Below are 21315 nucleotides of genomic sequence, written 5' to 3'. Positions count from 1 at the left end.
ACCCGCCGCCCGCCTGGGGGTTCATCACCGTCACGACGAGGGTGCGTCCGCCCCGGCGGGCCGCTGCGACCAGCGTGTTGCCGGCGTTGCTGGTGTAGCCGTTCTTGATCCCGATCAGCCCCGGGTACGGTGCGACGCCGTTGGCCCCGGTGAGCAGCCGGTTGGTGTTGGCGATGCCGTAGGACGCGTCTCCGTCCCCAGGGAACTGCGCCTCCGCGGTCGCGCAGTACCGGGCGAAGTCCGGGTTGCGCAGTCCCTCCCGTCCGAAGACCGCCAGATCGTACGCGGACGACACCTGGCCGGGGGTGTCGTAGCCGTCGGGCGACCGCACATGGGTGTCCAGCGCGCCCAGGGACCGCGCCTTGGCCTGCATCCGCGTGGCGGTGACGTGCCAGCCGCCGCTGAGCGACGCCAGTACGTGCACGGCGTCGTTGCCGGAGTTGAGGAACACGCCTCGCCACAGGTCGGCGATCCGGTACGTGTGGTCCTCGGCGACCCCCACGAGGCTGCTGCCCGGCCCGATGCCCGTGAGTTCCTCCGCGCTCACCCGGTGCTGCAGCTCGGCGGGCAGGACCGGCAGCACCGTCAGGGCGAAGAGGGTCTTCAGCGTGCTGGCGGGGGGCAGTTCCCGGTGTGCGTTCGACGCGGCGAGCACCTCGCCGGTCTCGGCGTCGGACACCAGCCACGACAGGGCGGAGACGTCCGGGATCCCGGGGGCGCCCCGGTGCGGCCTCACCTGCGTGCCGGAGTGGTAGAGCAGCGACGGTCGAGGGACCGTCACGCCCGGTGCGCCGGCCTCGCCCGCTGCGCCGGTACGCCCTGGGCCCGCGTCGGCCTGGGCGGCGGCCGCGGCGGGGGCGAGGGCGAGGACGCCGGCCACACAGAACGCGCAGACCGCCGATGCGGCTCGGGGAGAGAATCCGATCGTCATCTGATCAACGTAGGAACTCGTGGCGGTTTCCCCGCGCTTCCCGTGCCGGGCGGGCCTGCGCGAGCACCCGGATGCCGCACGTTCCGCGGCGGGCGGTTCGGCCGGTGGTGTCCGGGCGGTCGTCTCTAGGCGCTGGGCAGCGTGGGCTGGACGCGGCGCAGGAAGGACGCGTTGTCGGGCGTCTCGCGCATCCGCTCCAGGAGGGTCTCCAGGTTCGCCTGGCCGTCCCGGGTCTGCAGGGCCCGGCGCAGACCGCGTACGGCGGTCGACTCGGCGGGGGAGTGCAGGAGTTCCTCCCGGCGGGTGCCGGAGCCGTTGACGTCGACGGCCGGGAAGACGCGCCGGGAGGCAGGTTCGCGGTCGAGGCGGAGCTCCATATTGCCGGTGCTCTTCAGTTCCTCGAAGTAGAAGTCGTCGGCGCGGGAGCCCGTTTCGATCAGGGCGGTGGCGAGGATGGTGAGCGAACCGCCCTCCTCGGCCGCGCGCGCCGCGCCGAAGAAACGCTTGGGGCCGATCAGCGCGGTCGCGTCGACGCCGCCGCTGAGGGTGCGGCCCCCGGCGGCCGCCGCGTTGTTGTGGGCCCGGCACAGCCGGGTCAGGGAGTCGAGGAGGATCACGACGTCCTCGCCCGCCTCGACGAGCCGCTTGGCCCGTTCGACGACGAGTTCGGCCAGGGCGATGTGCTGTCCCGGCGCCCGGTCGAACGTCGAGGCGTACACCTCGCCGCGCACGGAGCGCCGCATGTCGGTGACTTCCTCGGGCCGCTCGTCGAGCAGGAGGACCATCAGCCGAGCCTGGGGATGGTTGCCGGCCACGGCGGCGGCGATCTGCTGGAGCAGCACGGTCTTGCCGGTCTTGGGCGGTGCGACGATCAGCCCGCGCTGGCCCTTGCCGACGGGCGCGAGGAGGTCCGCCACCCGTCCGGCGAGACCCGACCCGGGATGTTCGAGGCGGAGCCGCTCGTGCGGGTGCAGGGGGGTGAGGTCGCGGAAGTGCCGGCGGCCGTGGAGTGCGTCGGGGGTGAGGCCGTCGACGCGGGTGACCTCGGTCAGGGTGCGCTGAGCTCCGCGCACCCCTTCGACGAGGTCGCCCTTGCGCAGACCGTGACGGCGGATCAGCGCGGCCGGGACCTGGAGGTCGTTCGGCGTGGACAGGAAGTCCGCAGGGCGCAGGCGCCCCTTGCCGCTCGCGTCGACGTCGAGAACGCCGGCGGCGATCCGGGCCGGAGGCTGCCGCACAGGGGGGTGTTCGAGCGTGGTGGTCATGGTGGGGCGGTCCTTTCACGGACGGAGGGCATGAGTCATGCGAAGTCATGCGAGGTCAAGCGAAGGAAGTAGGGGGGATCAGCCGCGAGGGGAGGGCGCACGGCGCGCCTCGGGCGGCGGGAACGGCGCCGCGGCACGGCCGAGTCGAGCCGTGGACGATGGTGCGGGAAGGCCGCTGCACAGGCCGGAGACGGCGGGTGAACCGCGGCGGTTCTGAGAGACCGGCACCGGCGCCCGGCATGGGGCGTACACAAGTGCCGCTTGCACTGTAGCACAGGGGTCGGCCGCGGCTGAGCCCGTCGTTGCCGGAGGGGCGCCCGAGGGCGTTGCGTGCGGTGGGGTGAGCTGCGGAGGGGTGAGGTATGGAGAGGGTGAGGAATCCGGCCTCTTCGATGTTTACCGCTGATGTCCCCAGAAAGTAACGATCTGTTACGGCAGCGGACTTGACCACCGAATCTGCCCTATCTTCACGCCATGTCCACGCCGCCTCAGCCTCCGCAGCAGCCGGAGCAGCCGTCCGGGTCGCCGGCCCAGCCGAGCGCGTACCCCTATCCGAATCCGCAGTCGCCGGCCGCCGGCGGGCCGATGGGCTTCCCGCCGGCGGCCCACGCGACCCAGACCGGTCCGCAGAGCGTCTACGCGCAGCCCACGCTCGTCGGCCACCCCGTCCAGCCCCAGCCGGGCAACCCTTACGCCCAGCCGGGCCCGTACCCCGTCGTCGGACCGCCGCCCACGGGGGGCGGCGGAGCGGGAAGGGCGGTCCTGTGGGCCGTGGCCGGCGCGGTGGCGGCCTCGGCCGCGTGGGCGGCCGGAGTCTTCCTGACCGCGTCCGGCGCCGACGCGGACCTGCGCGGCTACACGGCGCCGACGAACCTGTGCACCTCCACCGACTACTCCTCGTTCAAGGCGGAGTACACGACCGAGGACAGCGCCCCGGCCCACAACGGCATCAAGGACGACGCCCTCGACGAGGGTCTGTGCAACCTCAGTCTGAAGAAGTCCGGTTCGAGCTATTCGGACGCCTACCTCTACACCCAACTCGACCTGCACAAGAAGACCGATCCGGGGCCCGAGTTCACCGCCTCCTGGAAGAACTACGGGGACAGCCACAAGGGTTACGACGTGGAGAGCGTCGCGGGCATCGGCGACGAGGCCTACCTCGTCAGCGAGGACACCACCTCCGGCTCGTCGAGCGGTTCGCTCTACGCGACGCTCGCCGTCCGGGACGGCTGGGTCACCTACACGATGAGCTACAGCGCCTACTACACGTCATACGCCGCCGACACGGATCCGCCGACGCTCGCCGAGGTCTCGGCCTGGCTGAAGACGGACACCCGGGCGACCCTGCGCGACCTGCGGAGCTGACGTCACGAGGCGGAGGCGGACCGTGCCTCCGCCTCCTTCGCGATCTCGTCGAAGCGCGCGCCCATCGCCGCCGCGAGCGCCTGCGCACCCGACAGGGGGCGCACCATGACGGTCAGTTCGTCGATGAGCCCGTTCTCGTCGAGGTGGATGAAGTCGCAGCCGCTCAGCCGCCGTTCGCCCACCCTGGCGGTGAACACCAGGGCGTGGTCGCGGCCGTCGCCCCCGTCGAGCTCCCGCTCGTACCGGAAGTCCTCGAAGACCTGCGACACCGCGCGCAGCACGGACGCGGTGATCGCCTTGCCCGGGTAGGGCTTGAACGCGACCGGGCTGGTGAACACCACGTCGTCGGCCAGCAGCGCCTCGACGGCGTCGAGATCGCCGGCCTCGACCGCCTCACGGAACGCGCGCATCGGATCACCTCATCGTAGACAGTAAAATTGTTGAGTAGGTGCGGATGACAATAATCATCCGCTGCTACCGTGTCCATATGTCCCTCAAGTACGCCGTGCTGGCCGCCCTGCTGGAGGGCGAGGCCTCGGGCTACGAGCTGTCGAAGGTGTTCGACGTCTCCCTCGCGAACTTCTGGCCCGCCACCCCGCAGCAGCTCTACCGCGAACTGGAGCGCCTTGCTCGGGACGGCCTGATCGAGGCGCGGGTGGTGCAGCAGGAACGCCGCCCCAACAAGCGGATGTTCACCCTCACCGAGGCGGGCCGCGAGGACCTGGGGTCCTTCGCCGTGACCCCGCCGCGCAGACCCACCGCCGTCCGGGACGAACTCCTCGTCAAGATCCAGGCCATGGACGCCGGCGGTCCCGAGGCCGCTCGCGCGCTGATCGAGGAGCGGATGACCTGGTCGCGCGGCAAGCTCGACCGCTACGAGCGACTCCGCGACCGCCTGCTCGACGGGCGCAGCGAGGACGAGTACCTGGCCGTCGCCGACCGTATCGGCCCCTATCTGACCCTGATGGGCGGCATCGCCTTCGAGGAAAGCGTCCTGGGCTGGTGCGAGCGCGCCCTGGCGCTCCTGCGGCGGCGCGCCGCCGTAGGCTGACACCGATGTTCAGCCCCGAAGGCCCCACCCTGCGCGAACTCGCCGTCCAGGCACTCTCGTCCGTCGAGCACGGCTACGACCTTTTGGCGCCGAAGTTCGACCACACCCCCTTCCGCACCCCCGACTCCGTCCTGGACGCGGTCGCCTCGGCCCTGAAAAGGTCCGGCCCGTACGAGGACGGCCTCGACCTGTGCTGCGGCACGGGCGCCGGGGCCGACGTCCTGGCCACGGTGTGCCGCACCAGCGTGACCGGGGTCGACTTCAGCGCGGGCATGCTCGAGGTGGCACGAGGGCGGACGCCCGCGCCGGGCCCGCGGATGTCCTGGGTACGGGCGGACGCCCGCGCCCTGCCGTTCACCGCTGCCTTCGACCTCGTCGTGAGCTTCGGGGCGTTCGGGCACTTCCTGCCCCGCGAGCTGCCGGGCCTGTTCGCCCAGGTGCACGGTGCGCTGCGACCCGGGGGGTGCTTCGCGTTCCCCGTCCTCGCGCCGCCGCGGCCGTCCTCCCCGGCCTTCTGGATGCTCCTCGGCTTCGACGCGGCGATGCGTGTGCGCAACGCCGTGTGGCGGCCTCCGTTCGTGATGTACTACCGGGCCTTCCGGCTCGGTGAGGTGAGGGCTGCGCTGGAGGACGCCGGATTCTCCGTGACCCTGCGCGCCCTGCCCGAATTCGGAACGAGGAGGGACGGCAGCCCGCGGGTGCGGATGGTCGAGGCGCTCCGGGCGCCCGACGGCGACGACCTGGACGGCGCCGTCACGCCGCCGGGAGAGCGAACGCGTGGACCGGCGACTCGCGCAGGGCGTCCACCGGCAGATCGGTGATCTTCAGGGGGCCGCGCACGGGTCGTGCGCCCGACGGGTCACCGCGCATCGAGGGAACGTCGTCGGGCTGAGTGACGGCCGTCATGGTGCAGGGCCCGTCCGGCCTGTCCGCTGTTCCGGCCCGCCCGCCGTCCTGGCCTCCGCCCCTCGGCGCCCCGCCTCGCCGTGAGGGGGTTCACAGGGCGCTGTACAGGGCCTCGATCAGCGCAGTCTTGCGCGGATCGTCGGCGATGCGCGGCCCCATCCGGTTCATCACGTACCCCAGTGACACCCCGGCCTCCGGGTCGGCGAGACCACAGGAGCCGCCGAACCCGTCATGACCGAAAGCGCGCGGGTTCGGACCGTACGAGCCGTTCGGACCGCTGAGCCACAGCCCCAGGCCGATCTCCGTCTCGTGCTCGAACCCGGCCCCCAGGACCAGGTCCCGGCAGGCGCCCTGCCCCTCGCGCACCCGCTCGGCCGCCTCGGCGGACAGGACGCGCCGGCCGCCGTACGAGCCCCGGCCGGCGAAGACGCCGTAGAGCGCGGCCACGGCTCGCGCCGTACCGTGACCGTTGGCGGCCGGTATCTCCGCGGCCCGCCACCGGGGTGAGCCGGCCTCGGCCGCGCCCACCAGGGGGTTGGTCAGCGCGGCGATGGCCGCGGGCGTCAACTGGCTGAAGACCGTGGCCTGTTCGCTCGCCGAGGCGGCGGGCGGGTGCACCAGCTCCGCCGCCCGCCCGGCCTCCTTCTCCGCCAGCCCGATGGCGAAGTCGACGCCCAGCGGACCGGTGACCTCACGCTCCAGGAAGGCCCCCGGCAGCAGCCCCGACACCCGCCGCACGACCTCGCCGACCAGGAAGCCGAAGGTGAGGGCGTGATACCCGGACCGGGTGCCCGGTTCCCACCAGGGCTCGGTGGCCGCGAGGCGCGCGGTCGTCAGCTCCCAGTCGTAGAGCTGCTCGAGCGAGTGCGGCTCGCGCAGCCCGGCCAGGCCCGCGCGGTGGGACAGCAGGTGCCGCACGAGCACCCCCTCCTTGCCCGCGGCGGCGAACTCCGGCCAGTACGCGGCCACCGGCGCGTCGAGGTCCAGCAGGCCCCGGTCGGCGAGGACGTGCGCGCACAGGGCCGTCGGTCCCTTCGACGTGGACCACACGTTGACCAGCGTGTCCCGCTCCCACGCGCGCGTGCGCGCCGGGTCGGCCCAGCCGCCCCACAGGTCGGCCACCGTCACGCCGTCGACCGTCACGCTCACGGCGGCGCCCAGCTCGCCGCGGTCCCGGAAGTTCTCCTGGAAGGCGGTGCGCACCGCGGCGAACCGTGGGTCGCAGTGCCCGTGAACCTGTGACATGTGCTCGGACATGAGGCCTCCGTGGTCCGCCGGAACGTCCGGACCGCGACGGTGCGGCCCGGACGCCCTGAACATACCGACTGGTCGGACCGGAGGGAAGGCGGTCGGCGCAGATCACCCGGGGAGCGGGCGCGGATCACCCCGGTGACGCCGTCCCGCTCCGACGGCGGCTCAGGTGTACGAGCGCAGCCAGCGCAACTTGGCCGCCTCGTGGTAAGGGCCGCCGCCCTCATGGTCGTTGAACTCGTACACCTCGATCGCCTTGTCCTCGTGCGGCCACGCGTTGAAGGCGGCGAACACGGTCGAGGGCGGGCAGGTCTGGTCCTCCAGCGCCGTCGAGAACAGCGCCGGCGCCGAGCCGCGCGCGGCGAAGTGGACGCCGTCGAAGTAGGACAGCGTGCGCAGCGCGTCCTCGGTACGACCCCGGTGCGTCTTGAGGAACAGGCCGATCTCCCGGTAAGGATGACGGTCCGTCAGCGTCGCGGCCCGGGGAAAGTCGCACAGGAACGGCACGTCGGGCGCCACCGCCGCCAGGTCGGGCACCAGACCGCCCACGGCGATCGTGATGCCGCCCCCCTGGCTCGAGCCGACCGCCACGGTCCGCGAGGCGTCGGTCAGCGGATGCGAACGGGCGGCCTCGACCGCGCGGACCGCGTCCGTGAACACCCGCCGGTAGTAGTAGTTCCCGGGGGCGTCGATGCCCCGGGTCATGAAACCGGGGTAGGAGGGCGCGCCGCCCACCGGGTCCGCGGTGCCGCCCCCGCCGCCCCAGGCGCTGCCCTGGCCGCGGGTGTCCATGATGAAGTGCGCGCGGCCGGTGGACGCCCACAACAGGTGCTCGTGCGGCAGCCCTCGTCCGCCGCCGTACCCGACGAACTCCACGACCAGCGGCAGCGGTCGGTCGGCCCGGGCGGGCAGCGTCAGCCAGCCCTTGACCGGATGGCCACCGAACCCGGCGAACGTCACGTCGTACACCTGCACCGTGGTCAGGCCCGTGTCGACCGCTTCGAAGCGAGCGTCCAGGTCGTGCTCGCGGGCTTCCCGGAGGGTCTCGGACCAGAACGCGTCGAAATCCTCGGGTTCGGTGGAGACGCTGCGGTATGCCTCGAGTTCGTCGCGGGACAGGTCGAACAGGGCCATCAAGAACCGCCTTTTGTCAATTGTCCATACGAATGATCACACCGTACGTGGGGGCCGGGAGGCCTCGCCAGACCACGTCGCAAGCTTCAGGCGGGCCTGCGCCGGGTCCACTGCGGCTCGGTGCGCGCCCACTCCCGTTCCCACTCGGCCAGCCGGTGACGCATCGCCACCCGGCGTACGGCGGCGTGCGCGAGCAGCACCGAGGCCGCTGCGCCACCGGCCACGCAGACGCCCAGGGTGAGCGTGTGCTGCCACACCATCGTGTCGTTCGGCGGCGGCGCGACGCTGCGGCCGTGGTCGTCGAACCACACGTCCACCACGTCTCCGCGGTGCGTGCCCACCGGCACCCGTGCGGTGGCCGTCCGCGCCTGCCCGCCCTGCGGCGTCCAGCGCACGCTAACCGGGACGGTCTGCTGTCTGCCGCCCTCCACCGCCGGCATGGTCTCGGGCGGGCGGCTCACCACCTGCGCGCTCACGTGATGGCGTTCGGTCCGCTGCCGGACCGCGGCCGCCTGCGCGTCGTCATGGGCCCAGCGGCCCGCGAGCGCCCCGGCCAGGGGCGCGGCCACCAACAGCAGCGCGGCGACGATCAGCGCCGTCCACGCCTCGACGACGTCCGACCGGCGCAGCAGCGGATTGCTCCGCCGACGCCAGCCGCGCACCCCGTTTCGCATGTCGACCTCCTCGCCGTCACGCGTACGAGTGCCCACCGGAGGGAGGTACCCCGTTCGGACTACATCGTTTCACGCATCGTTCACGACGGCCCCTCGACAGCGCCCTCTGGCCCTCGGCGGCGCCTCTCGGCAGCGATCGGCAAGCGGGAGCCGGGAACGGGCATGAGGGGGACGGGAGAAGCGATCGGGGAGCGGTGGACGGCGGTGAACGGGGGCCCGGGTGCGGACCGGTCGGCGGGGCCCGGCCGACCGGCTCGGCTCAGGGAAGGCCAGGTCGGCCCAGGGCAGGCCAGGTCGACTCGGCTCGGCTCAGGTCAGCCGAAGCGTTCGATCCTGATGCGGTCCACCGGCTGCCCGGCCTCGACCAGCAGCCGTGACGCGTGTTCGGCGAACCCGTTCGAACCGCACACGTACGCCTCCCAGCCGCCCTCCGGCTCCTCGGCGAGCAGCGGCGCCAGGTGCGCCGCCCCGAGGCGGCCCACGGGCACGCCCAGGGGCGCGCTCCGGGTGAACACGCGCGTCGTCTCCGCGCCGAGCTCGCGGGCGTAGATCAGTTCTTCGGGGGCGCGGGCGGACACCACCAGCCTCAGCGGCACGTCGAGGCCGCGCGCCCGGTGGTGGCGGACCATCGACATCAACGGGACGACCCCGGACCCGGCGCCGATCAGCAGTGCGGGCCGGTCGCCGGGCCAGGCGAAGAAGCCGCTGAGCGGGCCGCGCACCTCGACCTCGTCGCCCGGCTCGGCCGTGGTGTGGAACCAGCCCGAGACCTCGCCGCCGTCCACGTGGTCCAGCGTCAGCTCGATGTGTCCGTCGTCGTCGGGCGCGGAGGCGATCGAGTAGTGGCGCTGGGCGGTGTAGCCGTCGTCGGCGGTCAGCCGGAGCATCAGATGCTGGCCGGGCAGATGGCCCGCCCAGGCCCGCGCCGCGAACCGGAAGGTCGACGCCAGCGGGGTCTCGCGGCGGATCTCGGTCAGTGTCGCCGTCTGCCACTCGGAGGCTTGGCGGCCGTTGACGGCGATCCGGCCGGGCACGGCGAACCGGGTCGCCGGGACGAACGTCCCGGACGGGGGAGCGGCGGCCCGGGACGGGGCGACGAAGGCCTCAGTCACCGGAGTACCTCTGTTCCTCCCACGGGTTGCCCCGCGCGTGGTAGCCGTTCTGCTCCCAGAAACCGGGCTCGTCGTGGTCGAGAAGGCGCAGGCCCGCGATCCACTTGGCGCTCTTCCAGAAGTACAGATGCGGCACCAGCAGCCGTGCGGGACCGCCGTGCTCGGCCGCGAGGGGCTCGCCGTCGTACTCCCAGGCGATCCAGGCCCGTCCGCCGGTCAGGTCGGCCAGCGGCAGGCTCGTGGTGTACCCGGTGTGGGAGTACGCCACCGCGTGTGTTGCGGCCGCTTCGGGCCGCACGGCGGCCAGGAACGCGTCCAGGCAGACGCCCCCGAACCGCACCCCGAACTTCGACCAGCTCGTGACGCAGTGGATGTCGCCCTCGTAGGCGGACTCCGGGAGCGTGTGCGCCTCCTCCCAGTCCCAGGTGCGTGGCGCCCGCACCAGTCCGTCGACGCGGAAGGTCCAGTCGGCGGGCGCCAGGTCGGGCGTGACCTCGGCGGACAGCACGGGCCAGTCGTCGCCGGCGTCGTACTGGCCGGGGGGCAGTCCCGGATCGGCGACGCGGGGGCGGCCGGTGAAGCCTCGGGTGACGTTCATGCGGTTCCAGCGTGAGGGCGGCGGTTGCTGACGCGGTCCACCGTACGTGCAAGTCAGCGGCTCCCCGCACCGGGTGGTCCCCCGCTCGTCGGTCGGTCGCCGTCCGGGGCGTGGCCGGGCCGGGCGTTGTACCGCACCAGGTACGCCGCGAACCGCTCCAGGTCCCGGACCGGCCACCCGGCCAGGCGCTCGTGGAAGGCGGCGCGACGGCTCTCGGTGACCTGGGCCAGGATGCGCCGTCCGGCGTCGGTGAGGTGGAGGACCTGGACGCGGTGGTCCTCGGGGTCCTGGCGGCGGCCGATCAGGCCGGCGCGCTCCAGGGCGGTGACCTGCCGGCTGACCGTGGACTTGTCCAGGGCGTAGTGCGCGGCGAGGTCGGTGGCCCGGCAGCCGCCGCTCTCCTCCAGGTGGCCGAGCAGCGTGTACGACACCAGCGACAGTTCGGGGTGCAGCCGGCCCGCCGAGGCGCGGGCCCGCCGGGCGAAGCTCGTCATCTCCCGCTGGATCGTCTCCACGGCGTCGGCTGCTCCCACCGGTCCTCACCCTCCCTGGTAGCTCAGTTGCATAATACAACTTGAGGTGCGGAGACGTCATGAACAGAGGGCGGGCGCTGGGGTAGGGTGGCCGACGGCCGCGGAGGTTCCCGGTCGCGCGAGGCCTTGGGAGGTGAGACCCATTACCGCTGTGTCAGGTCGGGTGCTCTCCTCTCGTGACGGCGTGGACCGCCGCGTCTAGGCGACCGCGGGAGCGCCCTTCGACTTCTCGAAAGGCTCCTCGGCTCCATGCCTCCTTCCATCCCCACCGCTTCTTCCTCCTCGCAGCCTTCGTCCTCCCGTGACGCGCTCGTCATCGCCCTGCGCGCCGCCGGGTGCGTCTTCGCGGAGGAGGAGGCGGAGTTGATCCTCGACGCCGCCCCGACCGCGGACGAGGCAGCCGCCATGGCACGACGCCGTGCGGCGGGCCTGCCCCTCGAACACGTCGTCGGCTGGGCCGAGTTCCACGGTCTGCGCATCACCGTCGAGCCGGGCGTCTTCGTCCCTCGCCGCCGAACCGAGTTCCTCGTCGACCAGGCGCTCGCCGCGGCGCCGCACGCGTCGGTGGTCGTCGATCTGTGCTGCGGCTCCGGGGCGGTCGGCGCGGCCCTGGCCGCCTCGCTCGGGCCGGTCGAACTGCACGCCGCGGACATCGACCCGGTGGCGGTCGGCTGCGCACGGCGCAACCTCGCCGGGCACGGCGGACAGGCCTACGTGGGCGATCTGTTCGCGCCGCTGCCCGCCCGGCTGCGCGGCCGCGTCGACATCCTGGCCGCCAACGTGCCGTACGTGCCCACCGGCGAGGTGCCCCTGCTGCCGACCGAGGCCCGCGAGCACGAGCCGCTCACCGCCCTGGACGGCGGCGGCGACGGGCTGGACGTACTGCGCCGGGTCGCCGCCGAGGCGCCGCGCTGGCTGGCCCCCGGCGGCTGCCTCCTCGTCGAGACCAGCGGGCGCCAGGCTCCGGCGGCCGTGGAGGCGTTCACCCGCAGTGGTCTGGCGGTGCGGGTGGCGAGGGACGGGGAGCTGTCCGCCCACGTGATCCTCGGGACGGGACTCAGGTAGCGGCGCCGCTGTCCATGGGGCCGGGGGAGCGGTTCTGGCCGCCCCGGTCCCACGGGCCGTGTCCGGGGAAGCCGTCGTGGCGGTCGTGGTCGTGACCGTGGTCGCGGTCGTCCCGGCCGCGGTCGCCGAAGGAGCCGGACAGGACCCGGTCGGCCGTGTTCGTGTCCCCGGAACGCGTTCCGACGACGAACACGGTGTCGCCCTTCGTCGGCGCGGCGGCCCCGGAGCCGGAGGCGCCGCCGACGGAGACGCGCGCGTCCGGGCCGAGCGTCCACGTCCACGAGACGCCGTCCTCGCTCTTGACGGTGAGGTGGGAGTCGTCCGCCTTCTCGACGGAGCCCCGTTGCCACACGCGGACGACCCAGTCACCCGTGCCGGGGTCCTTGACGGTCGCCTCGCCGTGGACCGCGTCGCCGCCGAGGCCGAACCACGGCCCGCCCCGGCCGTGCCGCCCGCCCGGCCCCTCGGAGGAGGAGGCGGACGGCGTGCCGGACGGCGAGCCGCCGGAGCCGTTCGACGTGGCCGCGTACGCGACGGTGCCCCCCAGCGCCAGGACTGCGACGGTCGTGGCCGCGATCAGCGTCCGCGCGCGGGCGGAACGGCCCCGCCACAGGGTGCGCACCGGGCCCCCCTCGCGTGCCCCGGCGCCGTCGGCCGGTCCCGGGAGCGGTTCGGCCTCGGGCGGCCGCTGGGGGCCGTGCGGTTCCTGGGGCTCTCGGTGCTCCTGCATGGCGGCTCACTCTCCTCGGCGACGAACGGCAGCGAATGGAAACGAGCTGAAACGAGCTGAAAGTAGTGAAAATGATCGGAAACCATCGAACGGTGACGTCCTGATCGCGTCTCTCTGTGATTGTCCGGGGAAACGGCTAAGGAAGCGGTAACGAAAACCTGTGAAACCGTGTGAAACGGGTTGCTGTGAAACGGGGCGTCCGCCCGTCTATTCGGTGACCAGCGCCCGTGCCACCAGCAGGGCGACGTCGTCCTGGTTGTCCGGGTGGTGCAGTGACTCCAGCAGCAGGTCGCACAGCTCCTCCAGCGGCCGGGCGGGATCGTCGAGCAGTGCCAGCAGCGCTTCCAGACGCTCGTCCAGGGAGTGGGTGCGGGTCTCGACCAGCCCGTCCGTGTACAGCACCAGCTGGTCTCCCGGCGCGAAGTCGACGTCGGTCGTGGAGAACGCCACGCCGCCCACGCCCAGCGGCACGCCGGTCGGCAGCTCCAGCAGTTCCGGGGGGCGGCCGGGGCGCACCCGGACCGGCGGCAGATGCCCGGCGTTGGCGATCCGGCACGTTCCGGACCGCGGGTCGTGGACGGCGTACACGCAGGTGGCGATGGAGTGGTTCAGGCCCTGGGTGATGCGGTCCAGGTGCTCCAGAAGCACCGCCGGGTCGAGGTCGAGAGAGGCCAGCGTGGTCGTCGCCGTGCGCAGCCGGCCCATCGTGGCGGCGGCGTCGATACCGCTGCCCATGACGTCGCCGACGACGAGCGCCGTCTTGCCGTCCGGCAGCGGGATGACGTCGAACCAGTCGCCGCCGACCTCCGTGGTGGCGCCTGCGGGCTGGTAGCGGGAGGCGACCTCCAGACCGCCGGTGACCGGCGGATGGCTCGGCAGCAGGCTGCGCTGGAGGGTGAGCGCGGTGTTGCGGGCGTTCTGGTACCAGCGGGCGTTGTCGATCTGCACGGCCGCGCGCGACGCCAGTTCACGGGCGAGCAGCAGATCGTCCTGGCTGAAGGGGAACCGGTTGCGGGTCCGTTTCAGGTCGAGGGCGCCCAGCACCTCGCCTCGCGCGATGAGCGGCACCGCCAGGTAGGAGTGCACCCCCGCCCGTGCCAGCAGGGCGGCCGCTTCCGGGGAGCCGGCGATGTGGGCGAGGTCGGCCTCGGTCACCTGCGCCAGCATGACCGGGCGGCCCGAGCGCACACACTCGGTGACGAGCCGGTCGGGTGCGTAGCTGGCCACCTCCCCGGGCTGGTCCGCCGCTCGCAGGGCGTCCGGCTCGTCGGCGGCCCGCACCGCGAGGGCCCGTATGACGGCGGGTTCGGCGGGCCCGAGGCTGGTGCGCCGGCCCGCCACCACCGCGTCGAGCATATCCACCGCGGCCACGTCCGCCAGTTCCGGCACGGCCACCTCGGCCAGCTCGCGGGCGGTGCGCTCCAGGTCCAGGGTGGTGCCGATGCGGGCCGAGGCGTCGGCGACCAGCGCCAGCCGGCGGCGCGCCGTCTCGGCCTCGACGGCCGCCTGGTGGCGGTCCGTGACGTCTCTGACCGAGGCGGCCACGCCCAGCACGGTGCCGCGCGCGTCCTCCAGGCGGTACAGGGAGACCGACCAGGTGTGGTCCCTCTGCGGGTCGGCCGGGGTGCGGCCGGCCGCGACACGGTCGACCAGTGATTCGCCCGTCCGCAGCACCTGACGTGCCGCGGCCTCCAGGGCGTCGGCGGCCAGCAGCGGCAGCACCTCGCGGACCGTGCGCCCGAGATGCTCCGCGGCCGGCACGCCGTTGATGCGCTCCAGCGCGGCGTTGACCGACACGTACCGCAGGTCGGTGTCCAGCACGGCGAGGCCGGTGGGGGACTGCGCGACCATCCGGGTGGACAGGGCGAGGTCACGTTCCAGCCGGCGCACCGTCGTCCGGTCGGCGGCCAGGCCCAGGGCGTAGACCTCGCCCCGGTCGTCCGTGAGCCGCATGTTCCGGAACTCCACCAGCGTGGTGGTGCCGTCCTTGTGCCGGACGGGGAACGCCCCCGCCCAGCTCTGGCCGGTGGCCATGACGTCCGCGAACAGCTTGACGACCAGGTCGATGTGGCGCTCGTGGACCATCACCCGGGCGGCGTACCTGCCCAGCGCCTCCTGCGCCGAATAGCCGAACAGCTCCTCGGCCTGGGGGCTCCACAGCGCGATACGGCCTTCGGCGTCGAGAACCACCGAGGCCACGTTCAGCACGTCCAGCAGCCCGCTGGGCCCGACCGGGCCCGCGTTGTCGGCCGGCCCGGTCGGGCCGGCGTTGTCGGCTGCGGACGATCCGTCTGCCCTCATGCCACGCACCGCCTCCGCGCGTCGATGCGGCACGCCGTCCCCCATGTCGACTCCCCCTGTTCTCTGGCGCTCAACCCGTTTCTCCCATGCCGGACTCCCCTCCCCATGGTCCTCCAGTACGGCTCGGCGCGCCGTTCTCCTCAGGGTCCGCCGCCGTCCATGTAGTTGGTCTGTACATGACCATCATCGCGGGCCAGACTGTGCGCCGAGCGCGTCCCGCCCCCCCCCGCACGAGGAGACCCATGCCCCTGCCCCCCGTCCGTCGCCGCGTCGCCCTGGCCGACGCAGCCCGCATCGCCCGCGCCTCCTTCGTCGCGCTGGCCGTCGCGACCGTCACAGCCCTGTCCGCGGCCCCGCCGGCCGCGGCCGCGGACGCCTGGACCGAGATCGGCTCCGACCGGGCCGATCCGCTGACCGAGAGCCAGGGGCTGACCTCGGTCGAGGTCCCGGCGGGCAGCGCCAACCGCTACACCGGCATCGGCACCATCCCCCTGTCCCTGTCGGTCCGGGGCTGGAACCACGTCGGAGACCCGGACGCCTCCTACGGCGGCTACTACGTCGAGCCCTACCAGAGCGACTCGAACGGCGCGAAGATGTACCGCGTGCAGGCGCCCGGCGGCGCCTGGTCCGAGTACGTCCACGCGCTCGCACCTGGTGAGGCCCTGAACAACTCCTGGGTCGCGATCACGCCGGACAGCCAGTGGATGCTCTCGGGCGAGTGGGGCACCATGACCCGGTTCCTCGTCTTCCCGACCCCCGGCGCGAACGCGAGCACCTCGCCGTCCGCCGATCTGCCGCAGGCGTCGACCGTCCGCCTCGACCATGCCGTGCGCGATGTCCAGGGCTGCGACTTCACCGGACCGACGACCCTGCTGTGCTCCTCGGACGACCCGGCCGGCACCCTCTTCGGCATCACCAAACCCCTGCTGCAGATCGACCTGTCCGCGCAGCCGAACGGCGGCTCCGACGTCACCGGCCATGTCACGGCCCTGCGTCAGCTTCCGCTGCGCAGCTCCTGCTCGGGGGCGTTCGAGGCGGAGGGCGTCGACTACGACCGTCGCAGCGGCACCCTGCGCGTCATCGTCGTCTCACCCGGTTTCTGTGTGCTGACCGACAGCAAGACGTACCGCTTCACCCGCGGCTGAGCCCCGGGCCGGCGGCCGCACGCGTCGCCGGCCCGTCGCTGGTCCCGCACGGAAAGGGGTGCTTTTCTGGGGATGTGGAGCGGTGCGCGGGGAACCCGCGCAGCCGCGCCACCCCACGAGAGGAGCGATCACGATGGATCGCGAGCGATCGCACGAGGAGTCCGTCTCCGTCGAGATCAGCGGATGCAGCAAGGAGGACGCCCGGATCGTGTTCGACGCGCTCAATGCGTGCTTCGAGTCCGACCGTGGCAGCGACGAGGATCCGCAGCAACTGCACGAGTCGCGCCCGATGGTGTGGCTCGGGACCTTCGAGGTCACCGAGGCGCGTGACTGCGCGGAGCCCGCCCGGCTCTCGTCGTCCGTCGAGGCCGACGCGCAGGGCGGCTACTGGGCGATCGAGCGGCTCCGCTCGACGCTCGACTCGGTGTTCTCGGTGCGCGACCTGTCCTCGGCCTCCGGCGACCAGGAGTGCGAGCTGCACGTGCTGCTCGAGAGCCGGTGAGCACGGGAACGGGCACGCCGTCGAGACGGTGACCTGCGGCACATGGGCCGAGTCTATTGTGCAACTAGTTGCATAACCCGGGTGCGGTCCTCTAGAACTAGGGGACAACCGCCGCGCACGGAGGCCTGCCATGAGCCGTTACCCCCACCTGCTGAGCCCGCTCGACCTGGGCTTCACCACGCTGCCCAACCGCGTCCTGATGGGCTCGATGCACATCGGCCTCGAGGAGGCCGAGCGCGGATTCGAGCGCATGGCCGAGTTCTACGCCGCCCGCGCACGCGGCGGAGTGGGCCTCATCGTCACCGGCGGCATCGCCCCCAACGACGAGGGCCGGCCCGGCGAGGGCGGCGCCAAGCTCACCACGGACGCGGAGGCCGAGCAGCACCGGATCGTCACCGACGCCGTGCACCGCGAGGGCGGCCGTATAGCGATGCAGATCCTCCACTTCGGCCGGTACGCCTACCACCCGGACCTGGTCGCGCCGAGCCCCCTGCAGGCGCCGATCAGCGCCTTCGTGCCCCGGGAACTCACCGACGCCGACGTCGAGCGCACCATCGACGACTACGCCCGCGCCGCCCGCCTCGCCCGGCAGGCCGGCTACGACGGCGTCGAGATCATGGGCTCCGAGGGCTACCTCGTCAACGAGTTCATCGCGGCCCGGACCAACCACCGTACGGACCGCTGGGGCGGCTCGTACGAGAACCGCACGCGTTTCCCGCTGGAGATCGTCCGACGGGTGCGCGAGGCGGTCGGCGAGGACTTCATCGTCGTCTACCGGCTGTCCATGCTCGACCTGGTGCCCGGCGGCTCGACCCTCGACGAGGTCGTCGCCCTCGCGAAGGCGGTCGAGGCGGCCGGCGCGACGATCATCAACACCGGCATCGGCTGGCACGAGGCGCGTATCCCCACCATCGCCACCTCGGTGCCGCGCGGCGCCTACACCTGGGTGACGAAGAAGCTCATGGGCGCGGTCTCCGTGCCCCTGGTCACCACCAACCGCATCAACACCCCCGAGGTGGCAGAGCAGTTGCTCGCCGACGGCTGTGCGGACATGGTGTCCATGGCCCGCCCGATGCTCGCCGACCCCGACTTCGTCAACAAGGCGGCGGCGGGCACGCCCGAGGCCATAAACACCTGCATCGGCTGCAACCAGGCCTGCCTCGACCACACCTTCAGCGGGAAGATCACCTCCTGCCTGGTCAATCCGCGCGCCTGCCACGAGACCGAGCTGGTCCTCGCCCCCACCCGGCTGCGCAAGCGCGTCGCGGTCGTCGGCGCGGGGCCCGCGGGTCTGGCGTGCGCGGTCAGCGCGGCCGAACGAGGCCACCACGTCACCCTCTTCGACGCGGCGAGCGAGATAGGCGGCCAGCTGAACGTCGCCCGCAAGGTGCCCGGCAAGCAGGAGTTCGACGAGACGCTGCGCTACTTCCGCCACCAGCTCGACGCACACGGCGTGGACGTACGGCTCGACACGCACGTCGCCGCCGAGGACGTGGCCGACTACGACGAGGTCGTCGTCGCCACCGGCGTCACCCCCCGCACCCCCGACATCCCGGGCGTCGACCACCCGAGCGTCGTCGGCTACCTCGACGTCCTGCGCGACGGCGCGCCCGTCGGCGACCGCGTCGCGATCCTCGGCGCGGGCGGCATCGGCTTCGACGTCGCCGAGTTCCTCACCGACGGCGGCGACAAGGCGAGCGAGGACCCGGCGGCCTACTTCCGCCGGTGGGGCGTCGACATGGACTACCGGAGCCCCGGTGGCCTCGCCGCCGCCGAACACCCCGTCCCGCCGCGAGCGGTCCACCTCCTGCAGCGCAAGACCGGCAAGGTGGGCGCCGGCCTCGGCAGGACCACGGGCTGGATCCACCGCACCGAGCTCAGGCACCGCGGCGTCACGACGGTCCCCGGCGTGCGCTACGACCGCATCGACGACGCCGGACTCCACCTCACCGTCGGCGAGCAGAGCACCGTCCTGGAGGTCGACACGATCGTCCTGTGCACCGGCCAGGACCCGCGCCGCGACCTGTACGACGCCCTGGTCGCCGCCGGCGGATCCGTGCACCTCATCGGCGGCGCGGACGTGGCCGCCGAGCTGGACGCCAAGCGCGCCGTCCAGCAGGGCACGGAGCTGGCAGCCGCCCTGTAGGGCCTCGGGCGCGTCCCTAGGATGACTCCATGTCACTCCCGCACGCGATCCTCACCGCCCTGCTCGAGCGTCCCTCGTCGTCGGGGCTGGATCTCACCCGCCGGTTCGACAGGTCGATCGGCTACTTCTGGTCGGCGACGCACCAGCAGATCTACCGCGAACTGGGACGACTGGAGGCCGAGGGCCACATCCGCGCCCTGCCGGCCGAGCAGCCGGCCCGCGGGCAGAAGAAGGCCTACGAGGTCCTGCCCGCGGGCCGCGCCGAACTCGCGCGGTGGACGGCGGCCGCCCAGGACCCGAAGCCGCACCGCGACGCCATGCTGCTGCGGCTGCGCGCCGCGGCCGTCGTCGGCACCGCGGGCCTGGAGGCCGACCTGCGCCGCCATCTGGAGCTGCACCGGAGGCAGTTGGCCGAGTACGAGGAGATCGAGAAGCGCGACTTCCCGCCCGGCGAGGACAGCGCGCAGGCCAGGCTGCAGCACCTGGTCCTGCGCGCCGGCATCGAGCTGGAGACCTTCTGGACGCACTGGCTCACCGAGGCCCTGGCCGGGCTGCCCGACGCGGAGGACCGGCCCCGGGGGAGCTGACGGGCCTCGGACGGGAACCGGACGGGCGACCTCGCGTGATCGGGAGTCGCGACAGCGGCCGTGGAACGGTGACCTGACGGTCGCCGCCGTCGGTCGAGGACCGAGCCACGATCACGCCCTGGTGGCCGACCAGACGGTCACGGCCGCGGCGGCGGTGAGTCCGACATTGAGGACGATGCGACGGTCGTCGCCGGTCAGGTGAACGGCGATCGCACCGGCCTGCAGGAGTACGAAGCCGATGGCTGCGGCCGACGCCAGGCAGGGAGCGGTGCCGGTCAGCGGTGGCAGGACAAGACCGGTCGCGCCGAGTACTTCGACCGTCCCCAGCGCCCTGAGAGCGGGCAAGGGCAGGCGGTCGACCCACGTCATCATCGGTCGGAGCTGATCGCGGCTGCGGATGACCTTCAGCGTGCCCGCGTAGAAGTAGAAGAGCGCGAGCGGTCCCGCGACGATCCAGTAGGCGATGTTCATGATTCCCGTTCATGGGGCCCCGGTTCGCAGGGCCCGTCGATTGCGCCGAGTGCCAGGGAAGCCCTGGGGCCGGCCGGTCGGTCGTCCGGGGGTTCGGACGCGAGATCCTTCAGGCGGGGTCGGTGGCGGGCCGGGTCGCGTAGCGGCTCATCGCGTCGATGTTGGCCTGGGGCGTCAACGGCCGCCCGTCGGCGAGCACCTCCGCGAGGTCTCGGAAGTACTGCACGTACAGGTCGGGGGTGAACGTGCTGAGCATGACGGCGGGTCGGTCCGTCAGGTTCGCGAAGGTGTGCGGCGTGCCGGGCGGAACCATGACAAGCGTCCCCGCGGTGGCGTCGTGGTCGTCGTCCCCGACGGTGAACCGCACGGTGCCGGAGAGGACGTAGAAGCCCTCGTCGTGTCGGCCGTGGCGGTGCTGCGGCGGACCCTGCGTGTGCGGGGCGAGGACGGACTCGGCGATCGCGAGGCGGTGCCCGGTGTGGCTGCCGTCCTCCAGAACACGCATGCGCGTGGCGCCCAGAACGATTGTCTCGCCGTCGTGGGGCCCCACCACCGACACGGAGGGACGGTCGTGCGGCTCGCTGCTCTTCGTTTCTGCGGTCATGTGGACGAGTGCACCGCCGGGACCCCGCCGGTGTCCAAGACCCGTCCCGCAGCGCCGATACCTCATCGGTATCGTTGCAGCGTGGAGCTACGGACCTTGCGTTACTTCGTGGCGGTCGCCGAAGAACTCCACTTCGGCCGGGCCGCCACCCGACTGCACATGAGTCAGCCGCCGCTGAGCCGGGCGATCAAGCAGTTGGAGGCCGACGCGGGCGCCCTGCTGTTCGCCCGCTCGCCCACAGGGGTCACGCTCACCCCGGTGGGCACCGTCCTGCTCGACGAGGCGCGGGCCCTGCTCGACCATGCCGACCGCGTCCGGGTACGCGTGAGAGCGGCGGCCGGCGCCGAGACCCTCACCATCGGCATCCTGGGCGACGGCACCGACCCCGGAGTGGCCAGGCTGGCCGCCGCCTACCGCCGAAACCGCCCCGCCATCGACATCCGGATCCGCGACACCGATCTGACCGACCCGACCTGCGGGCTGCGCGCCGGACTGGTCGACGTCGCACTGACTCGGGCGCCGTTCGACGAGACTGCGCTGACGGTGCGTGTCCTGCGGACCGATCCGGTCGGCGTGGTGCTGCGCGCCGACGATCCGCTGGCCCGCCGCGACGGGCTGCGGCTGGCCGAGCTGAGCGACCGCCGCTGGTTCCGGTTCCCCCGGGGCACCGATCCCGTCTGGCAGTCGTACTGGCACGGCGGCAGTCCACGCGAAGGCCCGGTGGTGCGTGCCGTCCAGGAATGTCTGCAGGCCGTGCTGTGGAACGGCACGGTCGGCCTGGCCCCCTTCGGGCACGACCTGCCCGCGCAGCTGGCCATGGTCCCGCTGACGGACATGCCGCCGAGCCGGGTGGTGGCGGTGTGGAACAAGGGCGACACGAACCCGTTGATCCGATCCTTCATCGAGATCGCGACAGCCGCGTACCGCCACTGACCACCGGCAAC

The 21315-nt window shown here is 72.7% G+C and carries 21 protein-coding genes and 1 pseudogene; 9 read left to right on the top strand and 13 right to left on the bottom strand.

Features of this window, described 5'->3' with window-relative positions; all coding sequences use genetic code 11:
• Positions 1-76: 76 nt before the first annotated feature.
• Both IE239_RS18810 and rho read right to left on the bottom strand, forming a co-directional pair.
• Positions 77-931, bottom strand: a pseudogene (locus IE239_RS18810) (D-alanyl-D-alanine carboxypeptidase family protein); the annotation flags it as partial.
• Between the two features lie 125 nt (positions 932-1056).
• The gene (gene rho / locus IE239_RS18805; protein ID WP_190150520.1) at positions 1057-2196 is read right to left on the bottom strand and encodes a transcription termination factor Rho; all 1140 of its coding nucleotides are present in this window, start codon (positions 2194-2196) and stop codon (positions 1057-1059) included.
• A 474-nt stretch (positions 2197-2670) separates the two neighbouring features.
• Between rho and IE239_RS18800 the strand changes: the two genes are divergently transcribed.
• Positions 2671-3561 (top strand): hypothetical protein, encoded by an 891-nt coding sequence (locus IE239_RS18800; protein WP_190150519.1) that lies wholly within the window; start codon positions 2671-2673, stop codon positions 3559-3561.
• Positions 3562-3563: 2 nt separating this feature from the next.
• Here the strand turns inward: IE239_RS18800 and IE239_RS18795 are convergent, their stop codons facing one another.
• The gene (locus IE239_RS18795; protein ID WP_190150518.1) at positions 3564-3971 is read right to left on the bottom strand and encodes a nuclear transport factor 2 family protein; all 408 of its coding nucleotides are present in this window, start codon (positions 3969-3971) and stop codon (positions 3564-3566) included.
• Positions 3972-4048: 77 nt separating this feature from the next.
• Between IE239_RS18795 and IE239_RS18790 the strand changes: the two genes are divergently transcribed.
• Both IE239_RS18790 and IE239_RS18785 read left to right on the top strand, forming a co-directional pair.
• Complete coding sequence (locus IE239_RS18790; RefSeq protein WP_190150517.1) at positions 4049-4612, top strand: PadR family transcriptional regulator; 564 nt, start codon at positions 4049-4051, stop codon at positions 4610-4612.
• 5 nt (positions 4613-4617) lie between these two features.
• Positions 4618-5433, top strand: a complete 816-nt coding sequence (locus tag IE239_RS18785; RefSeq protein WP_190150516.1) for a class I SAM-dependent methyltransferase — start codon at positions 4618-4620, stop codon at positions 5431-5433.
• A 175-nt stretch (positions 5434-5608) separates the two neighbouring features.
• On the opposite strand, the gene IE239_RS18780 is transcribed toward IE239_RS18785, so the two are convergent.
• The 6 genes from IE239_RS18780 to IE239_RS18755 form a co-directional block, all read right to left on the bottom strand.
• A complete protein-coding gene (locus tag IE239_RS18780) occupies positions 5609-6775 on the bottom strand; it encodes a serine hydrolase domain-containing protein (protein ID WP_190150515.1) in 1167 nt (388 codons plus the stop codon).
• 159 nt (positions 6776-6934) lie between these two features.
• Positions 6935-7903, bottom strand: a complete 969-nt coding sequence (locus IE239_RS18775; RefSeq protein WP_190150514.1) for an acetylxylan esterase — start codon at positions 7901-7903, stop codon at positions 6935-6937.
• Positions 7904-7989: 86 nt separating this feature from the next.
• A complete protein-coding gene (locus tag IE239_RS18770) occupies positions 7990-8577 on the bottom strand; it encodes an Rv1733c family protein (RefSeq protein WP_190150513.1) in 588 nt (195 codons plus the stop codon).
• A gap of 314 nt (positions 8578-8891) precedes the next feature.
• Positions 8892-9689, bottom strand: coding sequence for a ferredoxin reductase (locus IE239_RS18765; protein ID WP_373308115.1), 798 nt, complete (start codon positions 9687-9689; stop codon positions 8892-8894).
• Entirely contained in the window at positions 9682-10287 is a 606-nt protein-coding gene (locus IE239_RS18760) for a sulfite oxidase-like oxidoreductase (RefSeq protein WP_190150512.1), read from the bottom strand. The genes IE239_RS18765 and IE239_RS18760 overlap by 8 nt, the downstream gene beginning before the upstream one ends.
• A 53-nt stretch (positions 10288-10340) precedes the next feature.
• A complete protein-coding gene (locus IE239_RS18755; RefSeq protein WP_190150511.1) occupies positions 10341-10820 on the bottom strand; it encodes a MarR family winged helix-turn-helix transcriptional regulator in 480 nt (159 codons plus the stop codon).
• 249 nt (positions 10821-11069) lie between these two features.
• Here IE239_RS18755 and IE239_RS18750 point away from each other — a divergent pair, with 249 nt between their 5' ends.
• On the top strand, positions 11070-11885 hold the full coding sequence (locus IE239_RS18750) for a putative protein N(5)-glutamine methyltransferase (RefSeq protein ID WP_190150510.1): 816 nt from the start codon (positions 11070-11072) through the stop codon (positions 11883-11885).
• Here the strand turns inward: IE239_RS18750 and IE239_RS18745 are convergent.
• Both IE239_RS18745 and IE239_RS18740 read right to left on the bottom strand, forming a co-directional pair.
• Entirely contained in the window at positions 11878-12615 is a 738-nt protein-coding gene (locus tag IE239_RS18745) for a hypothetical protein (protein WP_190150509.1), read from the bottom strand. The genes IE239_RS18750 and IE239_RS18745 overlap by 8 nt on opposite strands.
• Before the next feature lie 207 nt (positions 12616-12822).
• Positions 12823-14916, bottom strand: a complete 2094-nt coding sequence (locus tag IE239_RS18740) for a SpoIIE family protein phosphatase (protein ID WP_190150508.1) — start codon at positions 14914-14916, stop codon at positions 12823-12825.
• Between the two features lie 242 nt (positions 14917-15158).
• On the opposite strand from IE239_RS18740, the gene IE239_RS18735 reads away from it, so the two are divergent.
• The 4 genes from IE239_RS18735 (at position 15159) to IE239_RS18720 (ending at position 19296) form a co-directional block, all read left to right on the top strand.
• A complete protein-coding gene (locus tag IE239_RS18735; RefSeq protein ID WP_229878179.1) occupies positions 15159-16061 on the top strand; it encodes a hypothetical protein in 903 nt (300 codons plus the stop codon).
• A gap of 133 nt (positions 16062-16194) precedes the next feature.
• Entirely contained in the window at positions 16195-16563 is a 369-nt protein-coding gene (locus IE239_RS18730; RefSeq protein WP_190150507.1) for a hypothetical protein, read from the top strand.
• Positions 16564-16693: 130 nt separating this feature from the next.
• Positions 16694-18709 (top strand): NADPH-dependent 2,4-dienoyl-CoA reductase, encoded by a 2016-nt coding sequence (locus tag IE239_RS18725; RefSeq protein WP_190150506.1) that lies wholly within the window; start codon positions 16694-16696, stop codon positions 18707-18709.
• A gap of 29 nt (positions 18710-18738) precedes the next feature.
• A complete protein-coding gene (locus tag IE239_RS18720; protein ID WP_190150505.1) occupies positions 18739-19296 on the top strand; it encodes a PadR family transcriptional regulator in 558 nt (185 codons plus the stop codon).
• A gap of 111 nt (positions 19297-19407) precedes the next feature.
• On the opposite strand, the gene IE239_RS18715 is transcribed toward IE239_RS18720, so the two are convergent.
• Positions 19408-19767: a DoxX family protein gene (locus tag IE239_RS18715; RefSeq protein ID WP_190150504.1), complete on the bottom strand. Its 360-nt coding sequence runs from the start codon at positions 19765-19767 to the stop codon at positions 19408-19410.
• Between the two features lie 109 nt (positions 19768-19876).
• Positions 19877-20371 carry a cupin domain-containing protein gene (locus IE239_RS18710; RefSeq protein WP_190150503.1) on the bottom strand — a complete coding sequence of 165 codons (495 nt, stop codon included), beginning with the start codon at positions 20369-20371 and terminating at the stop codon, positions 19877-19879.
• A gap of 81 nt (positions 20372-20452) precedes the next feature.
• Here IE239_RS18710 and IE239_RS18705 point away from each other — a divergent pair, with 81 nt between their 5' ends.
• Positions 20453-21304, top strand: coding sequence for a LysR family transcriptional regulator (locus IE239_RS18705; RefSeq protein ID WP_229878178.1), 852 nt, complete (start codon positions 20453-20455; stop codon positions 21302-21304).
• Positions 21305-21315: the final 11 nt, after the last annotated feature.

Origin of the sequence: Streptomyces humidus (assembly GCF_014649655.1) — a bacterium.
Classification (GTDB): Bacteria; Actinomycetota; Actinomycetes; order Streptomycetales; family Streptomycetaceae; genus Streptomyces; species Streptomyces humidus.
This window is presented reverse-complemented; position numbering and strand designations above follow the sequence as displayed.